22 protein-coding genes and 1 pseudogene are annotated in these 20,611 nt (G+C 63.7%); 12 read left to right on the top strand and 11 right to left on the bottom strand.

Annotated elements, in window-relative coordinates:
- Positions 1-21: 21 nt before the first annotated feature.
- A complete protein-coding gene (gene acnA, locus NKH78_RS04520) occupies positions 22-2,712 on the bottom strand; it encodes an aconitate hydratase AcnA (protein ID WP_352802180.1) in 2,691 nt (896 codons plus the stop codon).
- Positions 2,713-2,995: 283 nt separating this feature from the next.
- Between acnA and ccmA the strand changes: the two genes are divergently transcribed.
- The 4 genes from ccmA (at position 2,996) to NKH78_RS04500 (ending at position 5,224) form a co-directional block, all read left to right on the top strand.
- Positions 2,996-3,604: a heme ABC exporter ATP-binding protein CcmA gene (gene ccmA, locus NKH78_RS04515; RefSeq protein ID WP_352507392.1), complete on the top strand. Its 609-nt coding sequence runs from the start codon at positions 2,996-2,998 to the stop codon at positions 3,602-3,604.
- 88 nt (positions 3,605-3,692) lie between these two features.
- Entirely contained in the window at positions 3,693-4,358 is a 666-nt protein-coding gene (ccmB, locus tag NKH78_RS04510) for a heme exporter protein CcmB (RefSeq protein WP_352479674.1), read from the top strand.
- Between the two features lie 126 nt (positions 4,359-4,484).
- Complete coding sequence (gene ccmD / locus NKH78_RS04505; protein WP_352479673.1) at positions 4,485-4,652, top strand: heme exporter protein CcmD; 168 nt, start codon at positions 4,485-4,487, stop codon at positions 4,650-4,652.
- Entirely contained in the window at positions 4,649-5,224 is a 576-nt protein-coding gene (locus tag NKH78_RS04500) for a DsbE family thiol:disulfide interchange protein (RefSeq protein WP_352882100.1), read from the top strand. Before ccmD ends, NKH78_RS04500 begins: the two co-directional genes overlap by 4 nt.
- A gap of 33 nt (positions 5,225-5,257) precedes the next feature.
- Here NKH78_RS04500 and NKH78_RS04495 read toward each other — a convergent pair whose 3' ends face one another.
- Positions 5,258-5,425 carry a hypothetical protein gene (locus tag NKH78_RS04495; RefSeq protein ID WP_254817861.1) on the bottom strand — a complete coding sequence of 56 codons (168 nt, stop codon included), beginning with the start codon at positions 5,423-5,425 and terminating at the stop codon, positions 5,258-5,260.
- 262 nt (positions 5,426-5,687) lie between these two features.
- Here NKH78_RS04495 and NKH78_RS04490 point away from each other — a divergent pair, with 262 nt between their 5' ends.
- A complete protein-coding gene (locus NKH78_RS04490; protein ID WP_352882097.1) occupies positions 5,688-6,605 on the top strand; it encodes an SMP-30/gluconolactonase/LRE family protein in 918 nt (305 codons plus the stop codon).
- Between the two features lie 32 nt (positions 6,606-6,637).
- Positions 6,638-6,847, top strand: coding sequence for a tautomerase family protein (locus NKH78_RS04485; RefSeq protein WP_254817859.1), 210 nt, complete (start codon positions 6,638-6,640; stop codon positions 6,845-6,847).
- Positions 6,848-6,854: 7 nt separating this feature from the next.
- On the opposite strand, the gene NKH78_RS04480 is transcribed toward NKH78_RS04485, so the two are convergent.
- The 8 genes and pseudogenes from NKH78_RS04480 to NKH78_RS04445 form a co-directional block, all read right to left on the bottom strand.
- Positions 6,855-7,388 carry an NADPH-dependent FMN reductase gene (locus tag NKH78_RS04480; protein WP_352701235.1) on the bottom strand — a complete coding sequence of 178 codons (534 nt, stop codon included), beginning with the start codon at positions 7,386-7,388 and terminating at the stop codon, positions 6,855-6,857.
- Between the two features lie 33 nt (positions 7,389-7,421).
- Positions 7,422-8,042, bottom strand: coding sequence for a pyridoxamine 5'-phosphate oxidase family protein (locus NKH78_RS04475; RefSeq protein WP_352479669.1), 621 nt, complete (start codon positions 8,040-8,042; stop codon positions 7,422-7,424).
- Between the two features lie 66 nt (positions 8,043-8,108).
- Positions 8,109-8,783, bottom strand: coding sequence for a septation protein A (locus tag NKH78_RS04470; protein ID WP_352701417.1), 675 nt, complete (start codon positions 8,781-8,783; stop codon positions 8,109-8,111).
- Positions 8,784-8,843: 60 nt separating this feature from the next.
- A complete protein-coding gene (ftsY, locus tag NKH78_RS04465) occupies positions 8,844-10,658 on the bottom strand; it encodes a signal recognition particle-docking protein FtsY (protein WP_352738353.1) in 1,815 nt (604 codons plus the stop codon).
- Positions 10,659-10,669: 11 nt separating this feature from the next.
- Positions 10,670-11,971, bottom strand: a complete 1,302-nt coding sequence (gene mtaB / locus NKH78_RS04460; protein WP_352738351.1) for a tRNA (N(6)-L-threonylcarbamoyladenosine(37)-C(2))-methylthiotransferase MtaB — start codon at positions 11,969-11,971, stop codon at positions 10,670-10,672.
- A complete protein-coding gene (dapF, locus tag NKH78_RS04455; RefSeq protein ID WP_352649361.1) occupies positions 11,971-12,855 on the bottom strand; it encodes a diaminopimelate epimerase in 885 nt (294 codons plus the stop codon). The genes mtaB and dapF overlap by 1 nt, the downstream gene beginning before the upstream one ends.
- Positions 12,856-12,929: 74 nt before the next feature.
- Complete coding sequence (locus tag NKH78_RS04450) at positions 12,930-13,091, bottom strand: DUF1328 family protein (protein ID WP_031195454.1); 162 nt, start codon at positions 13,089-13,091, stop codon at positions 12,930-12,932.
- A gap of 71 nt (positions 13,092-13,162) precedes the next feature.
- Positions 13,163-14,139 (bottom strand): annotated as a pseudogene (locus NKH78_RS04445) (MBL fold metallo-hydrolase).
- A 313-nt stretch (positions 14,140-14,452) separates the two neighbouring features.
- Between NKH78_RS04445 and NKH78_RS04440 the strand changes: the two are divergent.
- Positions 14,453-14,992, top strand: coding sequence for a protease inhibitor Inh/omp19 family protein (locus tag NKH78_RS04440; protein ID WP_352479663.1), 540 nt, complete (start codon positions 14,453-14,455; stop codon positions 14,990-14,992).
- Positions 14,993-15,136: 144 nt separating this feature from the next.
- Complete coding sequence (gene zapE / locus NKH78_RS04435) at positions 15,137-16,345, top strand: cell division protein ZapE (protein ID WP_352882089.1); 1,209 nt, start codon at positions 15,137-15,139, stop codon at positions 16,343-16,345.
- A gap of 27 nt (positions 16,346-16,372) precedes the next feature.
- On the opposite strand, the gene NKH78_RS04430 is transcribed toward zapE, so the two are convergent.
- Complete coding sequence (locus NKH78_RS04430) at positions 16,373-16,801, bottom strand: GNAT family N-acetyltransferase (RefSeq protein WP_352738347.1); 429 nt, start codon at positions 16,799-16,801, stop codon at positions 16,373-16,375.
- 232 nt (positions 16,802-17,033) lie between these two features.
- Between NKH78_RS04430 and mdh the strand changes: the two genes are divergently transcribed.
- Genes mdh through sucD form a run of 4 tightly spaced genes read left to right on the top strand, consistent with a single transcriptional unit; the run spans position 17,034 to position 20,564 of the window.
- Positions 17,034-18,002: a malate dehydrogenase gene (gene mdh / locus NKH78_RS04425; protein WP_352507328.1), complete on the top strand. Its 969-nt coding sequence runs from the start codon at positions 17,034-17,036 to the stop codon at positions 18,000-18,002.
- A 40-nt stretch (positions 18,003-18,042) separates the two neighbouring features.
- On the top strand, positions 18,043-19,236 hold the full coding sequence (sucC, locus tag NKH78_RS04420) for an ADP-forming succinate--CoA ligase subunit beta (RefSeq protein ID WP_352738345.1): 1,194 nt from the start codon (positions 18,043-18,045) through the stop codon (positions 19,234-19,236).
- Between the two features lie 4 nt (positions 19,237-19,240).
- Positions 19,241-19,612 (top strand): cupin domain-containing protein, encoded by a 372-nt coding sequence (locus NKH78_RS04415; RefSeq protein ID WP_352738344.1) that lies wholly within the window; start codon positions 19,241-19,243, stop codon positions 19,610-19,612.
- A gap of 49 nt (positions 19,613-19,661) precedes the next feature.
- Positions 19,662-20,564, top strand: a complete 903-nt coding sequence (gene sucD / locus NKH78_RS04410; RefSeq protein WP_352479658.1) for a succinate--CoA ligase subunit alpha — start codon at positions 19,662-19,664, stop codon at positions 20,562-20,564.
- Positions 20,565-20,611 lie beyond the last annotated feature (47 nt).

The raw sequence follows: 20,611 nt of genomic DNA, 5'->3' as shown, positions 1-20,611 counted from the left end.
CTTACTGCCCTACTCCTCTCTCTATGCTGCCAGATCGCGCAGCACGTATTGCAGGATGCCGCCATTCTTGAAGTAGTCGAGCTCGTCCAGCGTATCGATGCGGCAGATGATCGGAACCTCTTTGACGCTGCCGTCGCCGTAGGTGATTCTGGCGGTCATCTTCTGCCGCGGCTTGATGTTGCCCAGTCCGTCGATCTCAACCAGTTCGTCGCCCTTGAGGTTGAGCGAGGCCCATGAGGTGCCTTCCTCGAAGACGAAGGGGATGACGCCCATACCGACAAGATTGGAGCGGTGGATGCGCTCGAAGGACTGGGCGATGACGGCGCGAACGCCCAGCAAATTGGTGCCCTTGGCCGCCCAGTCGCGCGACGAGCCGTTGCCATATTCGACGCCGGCGAAGATGACCAGCGGCACGCCTTCCTTCTTGTAGCGCATGGCGGCGTCGTAGATCGATTCCTCTTCTTTCGACGGGTAATGGATGGTGTAGCCGCCCTCGCGGCCGTTCTCGCCCAGCATGTGGTTGCGGATGCGGATGTTGGCGAAGGTGCCGCGCATCATTACCTCATGATTGCCGCGGCGCGTGCCGTACTGGTTGAAATCGGCGACGCCGACGCCGTGGTCGGTGAGGTACTTGCCGGCCGGGGAGGCCGCCTTGATCGAACCGGCCGGCGAAATGTGGTCGGTGGTGATCTTGTCGCCGAACAGACCGAGCACACGCGCGCCCTTGATATCGCCGATCTTGCCGAAGCCTGACGTCATGCCGGCGAAATAGGGCGGGTTCTGCACATAGGTGGAATTGTCGTCCCAGGCATAGGTCTGGCCTTCCGGCGCCTTGACGTTCTGCCAGTACTCGTCGCCCTTGAAGACGTCGGCATATTTGCGGGCGAACAATTCGCGTGTGACGTTCTTCTCGATGAATTCCTGGATCTCGACCGAACTCGGCCAGATATCCTTGAGATAGACCGGATTGCCGTTGCGATCCTCGCCGAGCGGCTCGGTGGTCAGATCCTTGGTCACGGTCCCAGCCAGCGCGTGGGCGACGACCAGTGGCGGCGAGGCGAGATAGTTCGCCTGCACGTCGGGCGAGACGCGGCCTTCGAAATTGCGGTTGCCGGACAAGACTGCCGCAGCGATCAAGCCCTTATCATTGATGGTCTTAGAGATCGGCGCCGGCAGCGGGCCGGAATTGCCGATGCAGGTGGTGCAGCCGAAGCCGACCAGGTTGAAGCCGATCTGGTCGAGCTCCTTCTGCAGGCCGGATTTCTCGAGATATTCGGCCACGACCTGGCTGCCCGGCGCCAATGAGGTCTTGACCCACGGCTTCTGCTTGAGGCCGAGCCGGTTGGCGTTGCGCGCCAACAGCCCGGCGCCGATCAGCACGCTCGGGTTCGAGGTGTTGGTGCAGGAGGTGATGGCGGCGATGACGACATCGCCATGGCCAAGATCGTAGTCCGTCCCCTCGACGGCATAGCGCTTGTCGATTTCGGCGGCCTTCTTGTATTCGGTCTCCATCGCCTTGGCGAAGCCAGCCGGAATGTCTTCAAGTGCGACCCGGCCTTCCGGCCGCTTGGGGCCGGCCATCGACGGGACGACGCTGCCGAGATCGAGCTCCAGCAGGTCGGTGAAGACCGGATCGGCCGAGCCGGCATCGCGCCACAAGCCTTGCGCCTTCGAATAAGCCTCGACCAGGGCGATGCGGCCTTCGTCGCGACCGGACATGGTGAGATAGCGGAGGGTTTCGCTGTCGACCGGGAAGAAGCCGCAGGTTGCACCATATTCCGGCGCCATGTTGCCAATGGTGGCGCGATCGGCCAGCGTCATGTTGGACAGGCCCGGACCGAAGAATTCGACGAACTTGCCGACGACGCCCTTCTTGCGCAGCATCTGGGTGACTGTGAGCACCAGGTCGGTGGCGGTGACGCCTTCCCTCAGCCTGCCCGTGAGGCGAAAGCCGATGACTTCCGGCAGCAGCATGGAAACCGGCTGGCCGAGCATCGCGGCCTCCGCCTCGATGCCGCCGACGCCCCAGCCGAGCACGCCAAGACCGTTGATCATGGTGGTGTGCGAATCGGTGCCGACGCAGGTGTCGGGATAGGCGGTGGTCTCGCCGTCTTCGCTGTTGGTCCACACCACCTGGCCGAGGTACTCGAGATTGACCTGATGGCAGATGCCGGTGCCGGGCGGCACCACGCGGAAATTGCGGAACGCCTGCTGGCCCCATTTCAGGAATTTGTAGCGTTCCTCGTTGCGCTCATATTCAAGCTCGACATTGCGGGCGAAAGCCAGCGGCGTACCGAATTCATCGACGATGACCGAATGGTCGATGACCAGATCGACCGGCACCAGCGGATTGATCTTTTGCGGGTCGCCGCCGAGCGAGGCCATGGCGTCGCGCATGGCGGCAAGGTCGACCACAGCCGGAACGCCGGTGAAATCCTGCATCAGAACGCGGGCCGGGCGATAGGCGATCTCGACGCCGGCAGTGCCCCGGTCGGTCAGCCAGCCGGCGACCGCCTGGATGCTCTCCTTGGTAACGGAACGGCCGTCCTCGTTGCGCAACAGGTTCTCCAGCAGCACCTTCATCGAATAGGGCAATTGGCCAATGCCTGTGAGGCCGTTCTTTTCGGCCTCGACAAGGTCATAGTAGATGTACTCGGTGCCGCTGGCGGTCAGCGTGCGGCGGCAATTGAAGCTGTCGAGTGATTTGGACACGTGCGATCCCTAACTGTCGGTTGCCGGGAGGGAACGGACGCCAGTGGGCATGCAAATCACGCGCAAAGGTGCGGGTACGGCCATTTCCGCTGTCCGTTCCCAAGCGTCCGGGCCGTTCAAGGCGGCACGCGCGCTGGTTCGGCGCAAATTCGGTTCCCGTGCCGACCGCTGGCACGGATGATGCGGATATAGAGAATTTTCTGGAATAGTTCTAGACACGGAATCGCCATTTTTGCTGCGGCGCACCGAAGCCGCACTTGAACTTTTCGGCGAAGGGGAACGGATGCGGCTGATCGCCGAAAATCTGGGCGGCGAACGCGGCGGCGAGACGGTATTTTCCGGCATCGAATTCGCGCTGGGGGATGGCCAGGCGCTGGTCGTCACCGGGGCGAACGGCGCCGGCAAATCGACGCTGCTCAGGATCGTCGCCGGTCTGTTGCCGGTGGCGGCAGGCCGTGTGCGGTTCGAAGGTGGTGGCGAAGACTTCCCGTCGGTCGCCTCGGCCTGTCACTATCTCGGCCACCTCAACGCGATGAAGACGGCGCTGAGCGTCAAGGAGAATCTGTGCTTTTGGCGCGATTTTTCGGGCGCGGGCTCTGCGGGTGTCGAAGAGGCGCTGGAAACCGTCGGCCTGGGCCGCATCGGCCATCTGCCGTTCGGCTATCTCTCGACCGGCCAGCGCCGGCGCGCGGCGATTGCAAAACTGCTGGTCAGCCATCGGCCATTGTGGCTGCTTGATGAGCCGACCGCAGGACTGGACAAGGTTTCGGAGGAGAGAGTCGGCGAATTGATGGAGAAGCACCTCGAGAGTGGTGGGATCGTGGTCGCGGCGACGCATTTGCCGCTGGGGATCGAGCGGGCACAAGGGCTGGTGATGGGCGAGGCCGTTTGATGTTGGTGCTCTACGGCGCCCCCCTCTGTCCTGCGACGGAACTCCATCCTTTGCTTGGCCTTCACGCCTGCATCGGGACCAAACCATAATGTGGTCCCTCTTCCTGCGCGACATCCGCCTGAGCATCCGCGCCGGCGGCGGAGCGCTGACTGGAGTGATTTTCTTTCTCGCCGTCATCGCGACCATCCCGTTCGGCGTCGGTCCCGACCTGAGGCTGCTGGCCCGCATCGGCCCGGCGATCCTGTGGATTGCCGCCTTGCTTGCCTGCCTGCTCGGCCTCGACCGGCTGTTCCAGGCTGATCGGGAAGACGGCTCTCTCGATCTTCTGGTGCTTGGCAACGACCGGCAAATGCTGGCCTTGACCGTGCTGACGAAATGCCTGGCGCATTGGGCGGGAAGCGTGCTGCCGCTGGTCGTCGCCGCGCCCCTGCTTGGCCTGTTCATGAACATGGAACCGGCCGGCATCGGCGCCACGGCGCTGACGCTGCTGGTCGGCACGCCGGCGATTACCTTCATCGGTGCCGCCGGTGCTGCGGTGGCGGTAGCGTTGCCGCGCGGCGGGCTGCTGATCTCGGTGCTGGTACTGCCGCTGACCATTCCCGTGCTGATCTTCGGCGTATCGGCAAGCTATGGCGCGGTAGCGGACCCCGATCCGTTCCTGCAGCCCTTCCTCATTCTTGCCGCGCTGACCCTGTTCCTTGCCGTGCTCGGGCCGGTGGCGGCGGCGCTGGCGCTGCGGCACGGAACGGATTGATGTGTTGGCTTCAGCTCATCCCTGCGGCGCGGCGAACAATTGCGGAGCCGATGGCGCGGCGTTAAGAGAGGACATGTCGGAACAAGGCGAGACGGACCGTTTGGAAAGCGCCGCGGAGCGAGAAGCATGAGCGTACACGCGCTTTATGTCACCGCCGCCTATGCGATCACGGCCGTGGTGCTGGGCGGGCTGATCGGCTGGATCCTGCTGGACCAGCGCGGCCGCAAGCGAGAACTCGCCGAGCTGGAAGCATCCGGCGTGCGCCGGCGCTCCGATAGGGCAGTCAAGCCATGAGCACGGAAACGGAAACACCGGGGCGCCGCCGCCTGATCGTGCTGCTGCCGCTGCTCGTCTTTCTCGGGCTGGCGGGATTGTTCCTGGCGCAGCTCTTGTCCGGGCGCGACGTGTCGGAAGTGCCGTCGGCGCTGATCGGCCTGCCGGCGCCGCAGACCAACCTGCCGGCGCTCGAGGGCACCAATTTGCCGGGCCTCGATTCAAAACAGTTCGCCGGCAAGGTGACGCTGGTCAACGTCTTCGCGTCGTGGTGCGCGCCGTGCCGCGAAGAGCACCCGGTGCTGCTGGCGCTGTCGCGGGACAGACGCTTCGTCATGGCAGCGTTGAACTACAAAGACCAGCCGGAAAACGCCCGTCGGTTCCTTGGCGATCTCGGCAATCCGTTCCAGGCAATCGGCGTCGATCAGGCCGGGCGCACGGCGATCGACTGGGGTGTCTACGGCGTGCCGGAGACCTTCGTCATCGGCAAGGACGGCAAGATCGCCTACAAGCATGTCGGGCCGCTGACGCCGGACTCGGCGCAGACGCTGCTGCTGCCGGAGATCGAGAAGGCGCTGGCCGTGCCGGGCTGATTGCCCGCCGTTTGTGATAGGTTGACCGAAGACTCAGCCGTAGATCTGCTTGTGGACCTGGTAGAGCATTTCTGAGCGATCGGCGCGCATGTCGGCGAGGTCGCGGCTGGTGAAGCTGTCGATTTCGGCGACGAGGCGGTTGTAATGCCGGCGCTTGGCGATGCTGGCGCGAGCGCGGCTCATGAGGCTGTCGATGATCATAGCGAGTCTCCTTTTGCGCCGCATTTGCGGCCAGTTGTTCCTCCCTTGATCGATACGAAGCATGACATAGTTATGGTGCGTTGCAAAAATAAGATGTTGCAATGCACCATTGCGCTGGGCGCATAGCCGGTTAACCGGATGTGACCTGCCGTCCGGGCCAGCATTCGCTTCCACAATGCTTCTGACGCATCATCGATCTTGCCATATCGATCGCAGGCTGGCTTGATCGCGCCTCGCCAAGCGACTGCTACCGGGAGGAACCATGGCCAGCGAATTCTACGAAGTTCTCGATCCGCGCTTTTCGCGGCTGTTCAACGGCAATGCACAGGTCGACAGGCTGTTTACCGGCTGCCGATGGGCGGAAGGACCGGCCTGGTTTGCAGCCGGGCGCTATGTGGTATGGTCCGACATCCCGAACAATCGCATGCTGCGTTACGACGAGACCGACGGCAGTGTCAGCGTGTTCCGTCAGCCGTCGGGCAATTCCAACGGCAACACCGTCGACCGGCAAGGCCGGCTGGTTACTTGCGAGCATTCCGGCCGCCGTGTCAGCCGCACCGAGCATGACGGCTCGGTCATCACCATCACCGACAAATGGCGCGGCAAGCGGCTGAACTCGCCCAATGACGCGGTGGTCAAGTCCGATGGCTCGATCTGGTTCACCGATCCGAGCTACGGCATCGATACCGATTACGAGGGCGACAAGGCCGAAAGCGAGATCGGCGCCTGCCATGTCTATCGGGTCGATCCCGGCACCGGCGAGACCGAGGCGGTGATCACCGACATGGTCAGGCCCAACGGGCTCGCCTTCTCGCTCGACGAGCGCCAGCTCTATGTCGCGGACACCGGCCGCACGCATGGTGCGCAAAACCCGGCGCACATCCGGGTGTTCAATGTCGGCCAGGGCGGCAAGACGGTCTCAGGCGGAAAGGTCTTTGCCGACTGCACCGCCGGCCTGTTCGACGGTTTCAGGCTGGATGCGGACGGCCGCATCTGGACCAGCGCCGCCGACGGCATCCACTGCTACGATCCAGACGGGACGCTGATCGGCAAGGTCAAGGTACCGGAAGTCGTTGCCAATTGCGTGTTCGGCGGCAACAAGCTGAACTGCCTCTATATCGCCGGCACGACTTCGCTCTACATGGTCCGGTTCATGGTCAACGGCGCCAAAACCTACTGAGCGGCCGCCAAGCATATCCAAGGGAGGGACCCATGCCATTCGTGAACATCCGCCTGGTCAAGGAGGTGATTGCCGATGACCCGGCCGGCAAAAAGGCCGCGATCGCCGCCCAGGTGACAGCGGCCATAACCGGCGTCACCGGCCTGACCAACAACGATGTCTGGGTGGTCTTCGAGGAGGTCGCTGCACGCGACTGGTTCGTCGGCGAGACCGACGTCGAGACGCGGAGAGGCAAGGGTTGAGCGCCGCTCAGCCGACGCGGATGAACTCGGCGAAATCCGAAACGGCGCCGCGCATCGCCAGCCGGTTTTCCGGTTCCGCCAGGATTTTCTCCACCTCCGGCCGCCTCTTGCCGAGCAGCGCGATTTCGAGCGCTGCTTCCTCATAGAGCGCGAAAGACATTGTCCGCATGACCTCGACCAGTGCGGCGCGGGCAAACAGCGAGCGCGGCGAGGCATGCACCAGCATGGCTGGCTTGCCGACGGCGGCATCGCGCGACACCAGCCAGTCGAGCGCGTTCTTCAGGCCGCCTGGCACGCCGTGTGCGTATTCCGGGCAGGAGACGATGACGCCGTCAGTGGCGGTGACCGCATCGATCAGCGCCGCTGCTTGCGGCGGCGTCCGCTCGCCTTCGTCGTCGGGGTTGAAGATCGGCAGCCGACCAAGCCCGTCATAAACGGAGACGTGACAGTCCGGCGGCGCGTTTTGCGTGAGGGCCGCGACCAGGGCCGAATTGGTCGAGGCGGCGCGCAGGCTGCCGGAAATGGCGAGAATGTTCAGCAAAGGGAGCGGCTCGGCGATTCGTTGCCGGGCACGCTACCACATGGTCTGCTTGTAATCCTCGTCAAGCCAGCGGTCGGTGGCCTCCGCCGTTTCGGCAAGCGCCAGCTGGTCGCGCAGGATCTGGCCGAGCGTCGGCAGCGTCGCGCGGTCGTACCAGGTTTCGGGCTTCCACAGTTCGGAGCGCATGAAGGCCTTGGCGCAATGCATATAGGCGGCCTTGACCGTCACCACGACGACGCTTTGCGGTGCCTTGCCGTCGACCGCCAGCCGCTCGCGCAATGCCGCATCGACGGTGATGCGGGCATCGCCGTTGACACGCAGCGTCTCGTTCATGCCGGGAATGAGGAAGAGCAGCCCGACCGAGGGATTGAGAAGAATGTTCTCCAGCGTGTCGAGCCGGTTGTTGCCCGGCCGGTCGGGGATGGCGATGGTCTTCTCGTCGAGCACTGCCACAAAGCCCGGCCTGTCGCCCTTGGGCGTCACATCGGCATTGCCGGCGCCGTCGGACGAGCCGATCAGCACGAACGGGCTCTTGCCGATGAAGGAACGGCAGTGGCCGTCCAATGTCTTCAATTCCTTGCGGATCGAGCCGTCGGTCGGCCGAGGCGTCTTGTAGATCGTCCTCAGCTCGTCGCGCGTGATGATGAATTCCATCCTCGTCCCCTCCTATTCTGACGCAATTCCCAGGGGAAACCGCTGCACAGACCTTTCCTGGAATTGCTACTTGCCGGCGTTTCCCGCTTTCTCGGTCTTGTCCTCGAGCGAATGGCGCAGGATCAGCGGCATCTGGCTGAAGGTGAACAGAAGCGTGATCGGCATGATGCCCCAAACCTTGAAGGTAACCCATGTATCGGTGGAAAAATTCCGCCAGACCACTTCGTTGACAAGGGCTAGGAACAGGAAGAACAGGCCCCAGCGGAAGGTGAGCTTGCGCCAACCCTCGGCGTCGAGATTGAAGGCCGATTCGAAGACATAGCCGAGCAGCGATTTGCCGAAGAACAGGCCGCCGAGCAACACGCCGCCGAACAGCGTGTTGACGATGGTCGGCTTCATCTTGATGAAGATATCGTCTTGCAGATAGAGCGTCAGCGCGCCGAAGATGAAGACGACGACGCCCGACACCATCGGCATGATCGGCAAGGTACGGGTCAGCAGCCAGGAAGCGATCAGCGCGATCGCGGTCGCGGCCATGAACAGGCCGGTCGCGACGAAGATCGGTCCGCCGAACTCGCCCAGCGCCGGGAATTTCTGCACCAGCCATGCGCCGCGCGCATTGGCGAAGAAGAATACCATCAGCGGGCCAAGCTCCAGCACCAGCTTGAGCAGCGGATTGACGGCTTCCTTCTTCTGCTTTTGCGGGTCGGATGGGTCGCGTTCGAGAATGGGTGGGCTCATAAGGTCCTTCTTACGCATGATTCAATCCAAAAAGCCTGCACCTTATTGGGATCATGCTCGTCAAGCCACGCCAGCGATCGCCCTGGCGAATTCGCTTGCGGAAAAGGGTTCGAGGTCGTCGACCTGTTCGCCGACGCCGATGAAATAGACCGGCAATTTATGCTTTGCCGCGATCGCCACCAGAATACCGCCGCGCGCCGTGCCGTCCAGCTTGGTCATCACCAGGCCGTTGACGCCGGCGACATTGCGGAAGATCTCGACCTGGTTGAGCGCGTTCTGGCCGGTGGTGGCATCGACCGTCTGCAGCACCGTGTGCGGCGCTTCCGGATCGAGCTTGCCCAGCACGCGGACGATCTTTTCCAGTTCCGCCATCAGTTCGGTCTTGTTCTGCAGCCGCCCGGCGGTGTCGATGATCAGCACGTCGGAGCCGGCCTCCTTCGCCCGCTCGAATGCGTCATAGGCGAGGCCAGCGGCGTCGGCGCCGAGCTTCGAGGCAATGACTGGCGAGTTGGTGCGCTCGCCCCAGATCTTCAGCTGCTCGATCGCGGCTGCGCGGAAAGTATCGCCGGCGGCGAGCATCACCGAAAGGCCGCCATCGGTGAGCTTTGCGGCGAGCTTGCCGATAGTCGTTGTTTTCCCGGTGCCGTTGACGCCGACCACCAGGATGACATGCGGCTTATGGCTGAGGTCGAGTTCCAGCGGCATGGCGACATGGGACAGCACCTTCTCCACCTCGGCCGCCATGATGGCGCGGACTTCGGTATCGGAGACGTCTTTGCCGTAGCGGCTGGCGGAGAGTGCATCGGTTACGCGCAAAGCCGTCTCCATGCCGAGATCGGCGCGGATCAGCACGTCCTCCAGGTCCTGCAGCGTGTCCTCGTCGAGTTTCCGCTTGGTGAAGACGCCGGCGATGTTGCCCGACAACTCCCGGGAGGAGCGCGCAAGCCCGTCTCGCATGCGCTGGAACCAGGAGCGCCTCGGCGCCGGTTCGGGCGCCTTCTGCGGCTCGGCTTTCTGCTCGACCTTCTTGGTTACGGTGACTTTGCCGGAGGCGGGCTTTGGCTCCGGCGATGGTTGCGGGACGGCCTCCGGCTCGGGCGCGATCTCGGCGAGCGGCGGCTTCGTCTCGACGGGCGCTGGCTGGCGGATCGGCGGCGGGATTTCGGCCGGCGGCGGCGCTGGCGTGATTTCGGCAGCGGGTGCCGCGTCTTGCGCAGGTTGGCGCTGCCCCTCACCCCTACCCGTTCCGGGGCGAGCCGCTTGTCTCGCCCGTCCTTCGGACCCCCGTAAGGGACGGGGAGAGGGGGGCGTCAGCGCCGGAGCTTTTTCTTTGCCGCTTTCAAAACGAGGCTCGGCGTGACGATCAGCACCCTTCTCCCCGTCACTATAAGGGGAGAAGGTGCCTGCAGGCGGATGAGGGGCAGCGCCACGTTCGGATGGCGGAGGCTCAGTCTGGACGATTTCTGGCTGCGTCGGCTCTGGCTCAGGAATTTCCTCCGGCTCTGGCTCCGGGGCTGGCTCGGGAACGACGGGAGCGGCGTCTGACGCCGCCTGTTCGGCAGGCGCCTCTGGCTCCGGAGCGGGTTCTGGCTGGGTGTCCTGCTCGGGCGGAAGGGTCGGCGCAGGCTCGGGCTCGGCCTCTTCAACAGGCGCCGGCTGCGGCGCGGGCGCTTCCGCCTCGACCGGCGGTACGGCTTCGGTCTCGGAGCGAGGCTCTTCGCGTTTCAAAAACTCCGGAACGGTCTGCTCGGCGGCCGGCTTCAGCGCCTCCAGTTCGTCCCATTTGATCGGCGGCAGCGGTGCGGTCTCGTCGGGCCGCCCCTCGACCACTTCCTTCTTGCCGAACGAAAATATCTTCTTGAAAAAACCAGCCATGTCTTGCGCTCTCAGACGCCGCGGGCGGCAAGCGGCGCGGCGATCAGTCTGATACCGTCATGGCCGGCGATATCAGCCTCGACGATGTCGCCCGGCGCGCCCGCCGACAACACTGCCAGCGTAAACCCCTCGGTGCGGCCAAGGCCGTCACGCTCGACCAGGATCGACTGGCGTGTGCCGGCGAGCGAGGCAAGATGGCGGCGATAGGCGGCCTCGCCGGCGGTGCGCAGGCGTGCCGCGCGTTGCTTGACGACGTCGCGGCGGAGCTGCGGCATGCGCGCGGCGGGCGTGCCTTCGCGCGGCGAAAACGGGAAGACATGAAGATGCGTCAGGCCGCATTCCTCGACGATCTCCAGCGAGTTTTCGAACATTGCGTCCGTCTCGGTCGGGAAGCCGGCGATGATGTCTGCGCCGAAAACGATACCGGGGCGCAGTTTGCGCACATCCTCGCAAAAGCGGATCGACTGGTCGCGGCTGTGCCGGCGCTTCATCCGCTTCAGGATCATGTCGTCACCCGATTGCAGCGACAGATGCAGATGCGGCATCAGCCTCGGCTCGGTGGCGATGGCGTCCAGCAGATCGTCGTCGGCCTCGATCGAATCGATGGAGGAAAGCCGCAGGCGTTTCATGTCGGGCGCCTGCCTCAGGATGGTCTTGACCAATTTGCCGAGCTTCGGTGCGCCAGGCAGGTCGGCGCCGAAACTGGTCATGTCGACGCCGGTCAGCACGATCTCGGCATAACCATTGCCGACGAGTCGCTTGACCTGCTCGACCACGGCGCCCATCGGCACCGAGCGCGAATTGCCGCGACCGTAGGGAATGATGCAGAAGGTGCAGCGGTGGTCGCAGCCGTTCTGCACCTGGACGAAAGCGCGTGCCCGGCCCTCGATGGCGTCGACCATGTGGGCGGCCGTCTCGCGTACCGAAAAAATATCGTTGACGCGCGCCTTTTCGGTGTCGTTGACGCCGAAATCCGGCAGCGCGCGATAGGAATGCGCCTTCAGTTTTTCCTCATTGCCGAGGACGAGGTCGACCTCGTGCATGGCGACGAAACCCTGCGGACCGGTCTGCGCGGCGCAGCCGGTGACGATGATGCGGGCGGCCGGGTTCTCACGGCGGGCTTTTCTGATCGACTGCTTGGCCTGGCGTACAGCCTCGCCGGTGACGGCGCAGGTGTTGAAGATAATGGCGCCGCCTTCGAGGCCGCCGAGGCCCGCACTTTCGGCTTCACGCCGCATCACCTCGGATTCATAGGTGTTCAGCCGGCAACCGAAGGTGACGACCTCGATGCCCTTGTTGCCAAGAGGAGCCATCAGGCGGCGCTTTCGGTGTCGCGCGCCCAGGCCCCGGTCGCCGGATCGAAGCTGCCGGAAAATTCCCATTCGGCGGCACCGGTGAGGATGACGTGGTCGTCGTCGCGCCACAGAACATGCAGCGAGCCGCCGCCGGGCGTCATCAGCGTGACGCTGCGGCCGGTGCGCCGGGTGCGGGCCGCGGCGACCACGGCGGCGCAAGCGGCCGAGCCGCAGGCCCTGGTCAGGCCGGCGCCGCGCTCCCAGGTGCGGATGATCATGGTCTCCGGCGAAGTCACCTGCGCGATGGTGATGTTGGCGCGCTCGGGGAAGATCGGGTGGTTTTCGAGCAGCGGGCCGAAGCGCTCGAGCTCGTAGGACCAGACGTCGCGGTCGACCCAGAAGATAGCGTGCGGATTGCCCATCGAGACGACCGACGGCGAATGCAGCACCGGGGCATCGATCGGGCCGATCTGCAGCTCGATCATGCGGGTGTCACGGAATTCCTCGGCCAGCGGGATGTCCTGCCAGCCAAAGCGCGGCCTGCCCATGTCGACCGAGATCATTCCGTCGGCATGTTCCTCGGCGTTTAGGATGCCGGCGACTGTTTCAAAGGCAAATGTCTTCTGGCCGGTCTCGGCGGCGAGCGCCTGGACGACACAGCGCATGCCGTTGCCGCAAGCTTGCGCGCTGGTCCCGTCGGAATTCAAGATATCGATGAAAAAGGCGGTGCCCGGCGTCCTGGCGTCGTGGATCGCCATGATCTGGTCGAACCGGGTCGACGTGTCGGCATTGAGCGCGACGGCTGCCGCAGACGTCACGCGATCGGCACGGCCACGCATATCGGCAACGATGATTTCGTTGCCGATGCCGTTCATCTTGGCGAAAGGGGCCGCGCTTGCCATCGATCGAAAGGTCTCTTGCCGGTTTGGCGCCTATATGGCGGATAGCGGCAGAAATTACCAGCGCGGCGTGATTTTCACGTCACCGCGAAGACGCCAAGCACGATCAGCAGGAAGATGATCAGCACGATGCCGATGAGGATGCGCGCGCCGGTGGCGGCGGCTCCGGCCAGTGCCGGCATGCCGAGCAGGCTCGCCGCGGCCGCGATAATCAAAAGAATGATAATCCACCTGATCATAAGAGGCACCTCGCAACCGACAGGTTTGAACAACCTACAAACGTCTATGTGATGCCTCAGGTTCCGCCGCGCTAAACCTCCGGCACGTCCCAGACTTCGCCCGGCCGCAAGGCGCGAAAACGTTGCCGCGGCAGGCCGGCAGCATCGAGCGCTTCACCGAGCTTTCTGGGCGGCTCCTCGATCGGCTCGTTGGTGAGCCGGAACGTGCCCCAGTGACAGCCGGCGGCATAGGCGGCGTTGCACAAAAGCATGCCTTGCACCGCCTCTTCCGGATCCTGGTGATGAGGCGCCATGAACCAGCGCGGCTCGTAGGCGCCGATCGGCAGGATGGCGAGGCGGAAGCCGCCGTGCTTTTGCGCCATCAGCCGGTAATTGATGCCGCCGTGGAAGCCGGTGTCGCCGGCGAAATAGATCTTTGCGTCGGGCGTCTCGACGACGAAACCCGCCCATAGCGCCATGCGCCGGTCGCGAGTACCGCGGGCCGACCAGTGATGCACCGGCTCGACATGGACGGCGACGCCATCGCCGATATCGACCCGGTCGCCCCAGTCATGCGCGGAAAGCCGCATCCAAGCGGCGTCAGCAGCAGCGGGTCGTGTTTTGCCTTCAGGCGCTTCAGCGTGGCGAGGTCGAGATGGTCGTAATGGTTGTGGCTGACCAGCACGAGGTCGATCGGCGGCAAATGCGAAAAGGCGATGCCCGGCGGATTGACGCGTTTCGGCCCGGCGAAGGAGAGCGGCGAGACACGCCGCGACCAGACCGGATCGGTCAGGATGTTCAGGCCTGCTGTCTGGACGAGCAGCGAGGAATGACCGACCATGGTGAGGCGCAGCGCAGAACCATCGATGCGCTCGACCGGTCTTGCCGGCGGAAACGGGCTCGGATCCGCCGTCGGCCATTTCGAGCGCTCGCGGCTCAGTTGCCACTTCAACAGATCGGCAAAGCGACCCGGCGGCCGTCCGCCGGGATTGAAGAACAAGGTGCCGTCGAAATGATCGCTGGGCGGCCCGCTGTAATAGCGGTTGGCGGCTCTCTTTCTCGCGGCCAAGAAATCGGCTTCCTGCAGTTTGCTGATCGCCAAGAGATAATGCCGGAGCCGGCCCGCACAAGCATTGAGGTGAACGCCAAGGAAACGCCAAGGATTTGACGCCAGCGCGCCGTATCGCATCAACCGGAGAGGCCGGCCAAAGGCCAAGGCGCGACGCAATTCAGGCAATGTGCATTTTGCGACAAATTTGCAACATTAGCGGCGCAAACCGTATTTTAACCATATCGGGTTGAAATTTCGCCACCTTCTCCATCTTGGTGAGGGGGACATTGCGCGGACGGCTTCCCCAGCTCGATCCGACGGAGGTTGAAGAATGAAATTTTCGAAAACCGGCCTGCTGGCCGTATCGCTGGCCGCGCTCGTTGCGAGCGGCTGTTCGACCTCGCGGTTCTCATCGATGGACGAGCAGCAGCCGGCGCCGCTGGAAGCTGCGCCTGCCGGCAAGGTGACTGCAAACCAGTTGCCGCCACCGGCGACACCCGGCGCCGCCGACCCGTCGAAATTTCCGACTGCGCCGCAGAACACGCAGGTCGCCTCGCTGCCGCCCGACGGGACGGCGCCGGCCGGTGCGGCCGACCTGACCGCCTCTAGCGTCGCTGGTGTGTGGAAAGCAAGCGTGTCCGGCCAGAGCTGTCAGGTGGCGACGCCGCAGACCAAATTCGGGTCGGGCTACCGCGCCGGACCGCTGCATTGCCCGGCGCCGATCGACGGCATCAAATCCTGGAACGTCGCCGGCAAGCAACTGACGCTCTATGACGAGAATGGCGGCACGCTGGCACGGCTTTATTCCTCGGGCGGCGAGAAATTCGACGGCCAGACTTCCAACGGCCTGCCGATCTCGCTTACAAGGTAAGAGAACGGCCCCCATTGGTACGCAATTCCGGACGGAAAACCGCTACATACTTTTCCTGGAATTGCTCTCTTTTGTTTTTTACGCAATTCCGGACAGAAAACCGCTACACACTTTTCTTGGAATTGCTCCGGAACGACGTGACCGATGCATCTGCGTGACGGCCTCCAGACCCATGCGACCGTCAAGCAGCGCTATGACCATCTGGTCGAGACGGGCGCCATCGGGCGCGATCCGGCGCAGGAGCGGATCGCCGCTGCGCTCGACCGGCTGATCGACGAGATATCGGCAAAGCGGCTGGCGCATAAATCAAGCGCGCTGGGGTGGTTGTTCGCCCGCAAGCGCGAGGGGCACGAGGCGGTCAAGGGCCTCTATATCCATGGCGGCGTCGGCCGCGGCAAGACCATGCTGATGGACATGTTCTTCGAGCTGTTGCCGGTGCGGCGCAAGCGCCGCGTGCATTTCAACGATTTCATGGCCGACGTGCAGGACCGCATCCACAAGCACCGGCAGGCGCGTAAAGAGGGTACGGTCAAGGAGGACGACCCGATCCCGCCGGTGGCGCGCGCGCTTGCCGAGGAAGCCTGGGTGCTGTGCTTCGACGAATTTTCGGTCACCGACATCGCCGATGCGATGATCCTGTCCAGGTTGTTTTCGGCGTTGTTTGCCAATGGCGTGGTGCTGGTCGCCACCTCCAATGTCGCGCCGCAGGATCTCTACCGCGACGGCCTGAACCGTCAGTTGTTTTTGCCGTTTGTCGCTATCCTGGAGCGCCACGCGCACGTGCTGGCGCTGGATGCCGACAAGGATTACCGCCTAGACAAGCTCAGCCGCATGCCGGTCTATATCACCCCGGCCGATGCCGCCGCCGACCATGCGCTCGACGAGCTGTGGGCGGTGATGACGCATGGCAGGCCGACGGCCGAGACGATGCTGACGGTTAAGGGCCGACACGTCGTGGTGCCGCGTACTGCCGGCGAGGCGGCGCGGTTTTCCTTCACCGATCTCTGCGAGAGGCCGCTCGGGGCCCGCGACTATCTTGCCATTGCCCGTCGTTTCTCGACCATCGTCGTCGACCGGGTGCCGGTGCTCGGCGAAGGCAAGCGCAACGAAGCCAAGCGCTTCATCCTGCTGGTCGATACGCTCTACGATCATCATGTACGGCTGGTGATGAGCGCCGCGGCACCGCCGGCGCAGCTCTATACGGCCAAGCGCGGCAACGAAGTCTTCGAGTTCGAGCGCACCGCATCGCGGCTGATCGAGATGCAGAGCCACGACTGGCTGGAGAACTGGGCGGAGAGGCAGAGGGCGCAGGGATCATCGACCGAGGCACGGCAGGCCAGGCGTGAGGGGTAGTACAGAAGAGGCCGCTGCTGCCGGCGCCTATAACCGATAAATATACATGACGAACCCCTCCGCCGGCCCACGCGGCTCTTTTCGCGACTCGTAAAGTGCGCGAGCAGCAACATTGTCCGGCTCGGTGCCGACCCACGCCTCCTCACAGCCATGCTCGCAGCCGAGTGCGAACATGGCGTCGAGCATCCTCGTCGCAATGCCCTGGCGTTGAAAGGCCGGCGCCACGCCGACCTCGTCTATGTAGAGCTCGCTCACCTTGTCCGGGTGGCGGTGGATGACAGCTGCGCATTGGCCAACGACGATGCCGTCGGCGAGGGCCACGACCATGAAATGACCGGGCTCCGCGAGATAGGCGGAGAGCCGATCCGGCCTGACCGGCTCGTCGAAGACTTCGTCGGCAACCCGCATCACAAGGGCGTCATCGCCAGGAAACAGCCTTCTGATTTCCAATGCCATTGTGTAGAATTCCTCTAGCCGGCTTCAGAATTTTGACGCTTACGTAAGTCCCATTGTTTCTAACCGATTGAAATTATTCACTGCAAAATAATCGTTTGAATTTTTGTGCGGCCGGGGCTATTGCGTGCGGCGAATTTCGCGGTTCCGCAGCATTCCGGCCTCTTCCTCCGACGCCGTCATCAAATCGTCAAGGATTTGGGCGCCGTCATAGTCAAAGGGAAAACATCCTGACATGGCACGCAACAAGATAGCGCTCATCGGCTCGGGCATGATCGGCGGCACCCTCGCCCACATGGTCGGCCTCAAGGATCTCGGCGACGTCGTGCTGTTCGATATCGCCGAAGGCATCCCGCAAGGCAAGGGGCTGGACATCGCGCAGTCGTCGCCGGTCGATGGGTTCGACTCCAGGCTGACCGGCGTCAACGACTATGCCGGTATCGAGGGCGCCGACGTCTGCATCGTCACCGCCGGCGTGCCGCGCAAGCCCGGCATGAGCCGCGACGATCTTCTGGGCATCAATCTGAAGGTGATGGAGCAGGTCGGCGCCGGCCTCAAGAAATACGCGCCGAAAGCCTTCGTCATCTGCATCACCAACCCGCTCGACGCCATGGTCTGGGCGCTGCAGAAGTTTTCCGGCCTGCCCAAGAGCCATGTCGTCGGCATGGCCGGCGTGCTCGACAGTTCGCGCTTCCGTTATTTCCTGGCCGAGGAATTCAAGGTTTCGGTCGAGGACGTCACCGCCTTCGTGCTCGGCGGCCATGGCGATTCCATGGTGCCGATGATCCGCTATTCGACGGTTGCCGGCATCCCGTTGCCCGACCTCATCAAGATGGGCTGGACCTCGAAGGAGCGGCTCGACCAGATCGTGCAGCGCACCCGCGACGGTGGCGCCGAGATCGTCGGCCTGCTCAAGACCGGCTCTGCCTTTTATGCGCCGGCCGCCTCGGCCATCGCCATGGCCGAAGCCTATCTCAAGGACAAGAAGCGGGTGCTGCCCTGTGCGGCGTACCTCTCCGGCCAATATGGCGTCAAGAACACCTATGTCGGCGTTCCCGTGGTGATCGGCGCCGGCGGCGTCGAGCGGATCATCGAGATCGAGCTCACAAAGAACGAGCAGAAGATGTTCGACAATTCGGTCGCGGCGGTGCAGGGCCTGTGCGACGCCTGCGTCAAGATCGCTCCACATCTCGCGGCCAAGTAAGCCGGTAACCAAGCCGCCAAGCAAGCTGGAGACATAGCGCATGAACATCCATGAATATCAGGGCAAGGCGCTGCTGAAGGGCTTTGGCGCACCGGTGGCCGAGGGCGTGCCGGTGTTCAAGGCGAGCGAGGCGGAAGCTGCCGCCACGGCGCTGCCCGGCCCACTCTATGTGGTCAAGAGCCAGATCCATGCCGGCGGCCGCGGCAAGGGCAAGTTCAAGGAGCTCGGGCCCGATGCCAAGGGCGGCGTCAGGCTGGCGAAGTCGGTGGCCGAGGTCGTCGCCAACGCCAAGGAGATGCTCGGCCATACGCTGGTCACCAAGCAGACCGGCCCGGCCGGCAAGCAGGTCAACCGGCTCTATATCGAGGACGGCGCCGACATCGAGCGCGAACTCTATCTGTCGATCCTGGTCGACCGCTCGGTCGGGCGCGTCGCCTTCGTCGTCTCGACCGAGGGCGGCATGGACATCGAGGCGGTCGCCCACGACACGCCGGAAAAGATCATTACCGTCGCCATCGACCCGGAAAAGGGCGTGACGGCCGACGATATGAAGAAGCTCAACGCCGCACTGAGGCTCGACGGCGACGCCGCCAAGGACGGCTCCACGCTGTTTCCGATCCTCTACAAGGCGTTTGTCGAGAAGGACATGAGCCTGCTCGAGGTCAACCCGCTGATCGTCATGAAGAGCGGCCGGCTGCGCGTGCTCGACGCAAAAGTGTCGTTCGACAACAATGCGCTGTTCCGTCACCCGGACGTGCTCGAATTGCGCGACACCACCGAAGAGGACGAGAAGGAGATCGAGGCGTCGAAATACGACCTCGCCTATGTCGCGCTCGACGGCAATATCGGCTGCATGGTCAACGGCGCCGGCCTTGCCATGGCGACGATGGACATCATCAAGCTCTACGGCGCCGAGCCCGCCAACTTCCTCGATGTCGGCGGCGGCGCGTCGAAAGAAAAGGTGACGGCGGCGTTCAAGATCATCACCAAGGATCCGGCGGTCAAAGGCATCCTGATCAACATCTTCGGCGGCATCATGAAGTGCGACATTATCGCCGAGGGCGTCATCGCCGCAGTCAAGGAGGTCGGCCTGCAAGTGCCGCTGGTGGTGCGGCTGGAAGGCACCAATGCCGAGCTCGGCAAGAAGATCATCAACGACAGCGGACTGAACGTGGTTTCGGCCGATGACCTCGATGACGCAGCCAAGAAGATTGTCGCGGCGGTGAAGGGCTGAGTCTGTGCCTCCGCACAAGATAAACCTCATCGAGGCGGCGGATGCGAAGATCAAGAAGGTCTTCGATCCGCATATTGCCGGCGACGTGAATGACAGCCAGGTCAAGATCGCCAAGTTCGGCGACGTCTTCGACTGGCACGCCCACGACAATGAGGACGAAGCGTTCCTGGTGCTGCGGGGCCGCATCGCCATCGATTTCCGCGACGGCACGGTGGAACTTGGCAGCGGCGAGTTCATCGTCGTGCCGCGCGCCGTCGAGCACCGGCCGCGCTCGCTGAGCGAGGAACCTGTCGTGCTGATGTTCGAGCCGGCGACGACGCTCAACACCGGCAACGCCAAAAGCGACCTCACCGTCGCCGACCTGAAGCGGTTGTGACCATGAGCGCGCGGCCTTCCCCGATCAACGGTTTTTAAAAAGGACCACCATGTCCATTCTCGTCGACAAGAACACCAAGGTGCTGGTGCAGGGCCTGACCGGCAAGACCGGCACGTTCCACACCGAACAGGCGCTCGCCTATCACGGCACAAAGATGGTCGGCGGCATCCACCCCAAGAAGGGCGGCGAGACCTGGACCGGCGCCAAGGGCGAGACGCTGCCGATCTTTTCCACCGTTGCCGAAGGCAAGGCCAGGACCGGCGCCAACGCTTCGGTCGTCTACGTACCGCCGGCGGGAGCGGCCGAAGCGATCCTGGAAGCGATCGAGGCCGAGATCCCGCTGATCGTCTGCATCACCGAGGGTATACCGGTGATGGACATGATCAAGGTCAAGGCAAGGCTCGACCGCTCGACATCGCGGCTGATCGGGCCGAACTGCCCCGGCGTGCTGACCCCCGACGAATGCAAGATCGGCATCATGCCCGGCAACATCTTCCGCAAGGGCTCCGTCGGCGTTGTTTCGCGCTCGGGAACGCTTACCTATGAGGCGGTGTTCCAGACCACCAATGTCGGTCTCGGCCAGACCACCGCCGTCGGCATCGGCGGCGACCCGGTCAAAGGCACGGAGTTCATAGACGTGCTGGAGATGTTCCTCGCCGACGACGAGACCAAGTCGATCATCATGATCGGTGAGATCGGCGGTTCGGCCGAGGAAGACGCCGCGCAGTTCCTCAAGGACGAGGCAAAGCGCGGCCGCAGCAAGCCGATGGCCGGCTTCATCGCCGGGCGCACCGCGCCGGCCGGCCGCACCATGGGTCATGCCGGCGCGGTCATCTCCGGTGGCAAGGGCGGTGCGGAAGACAAGATCGCGGCGATGGAATCGGCCGGCATCAAGGTTTCGCCATCGCCGGCCCGGCTCGGCACGACGCTGGTCGAGGCGATCAAAGGTTAGTGAGTAGCGAGTAGTGAATAGCGAATAGGTAAGAACAGAGTAACGGC

Origin of the sequence: Mesorhizobium sp. M0910 (genome assembly GCF_040319465.1) — a bacterium.
Lineage (GTDB): Bacteria > Pseudomonadota > Alphaproteobacteria > Rhizobiales > Rhizobiaceae > Mesorhizobium.
This window is presented reverse-complemented; position numbering and strand designations above follow the sequence as displayed.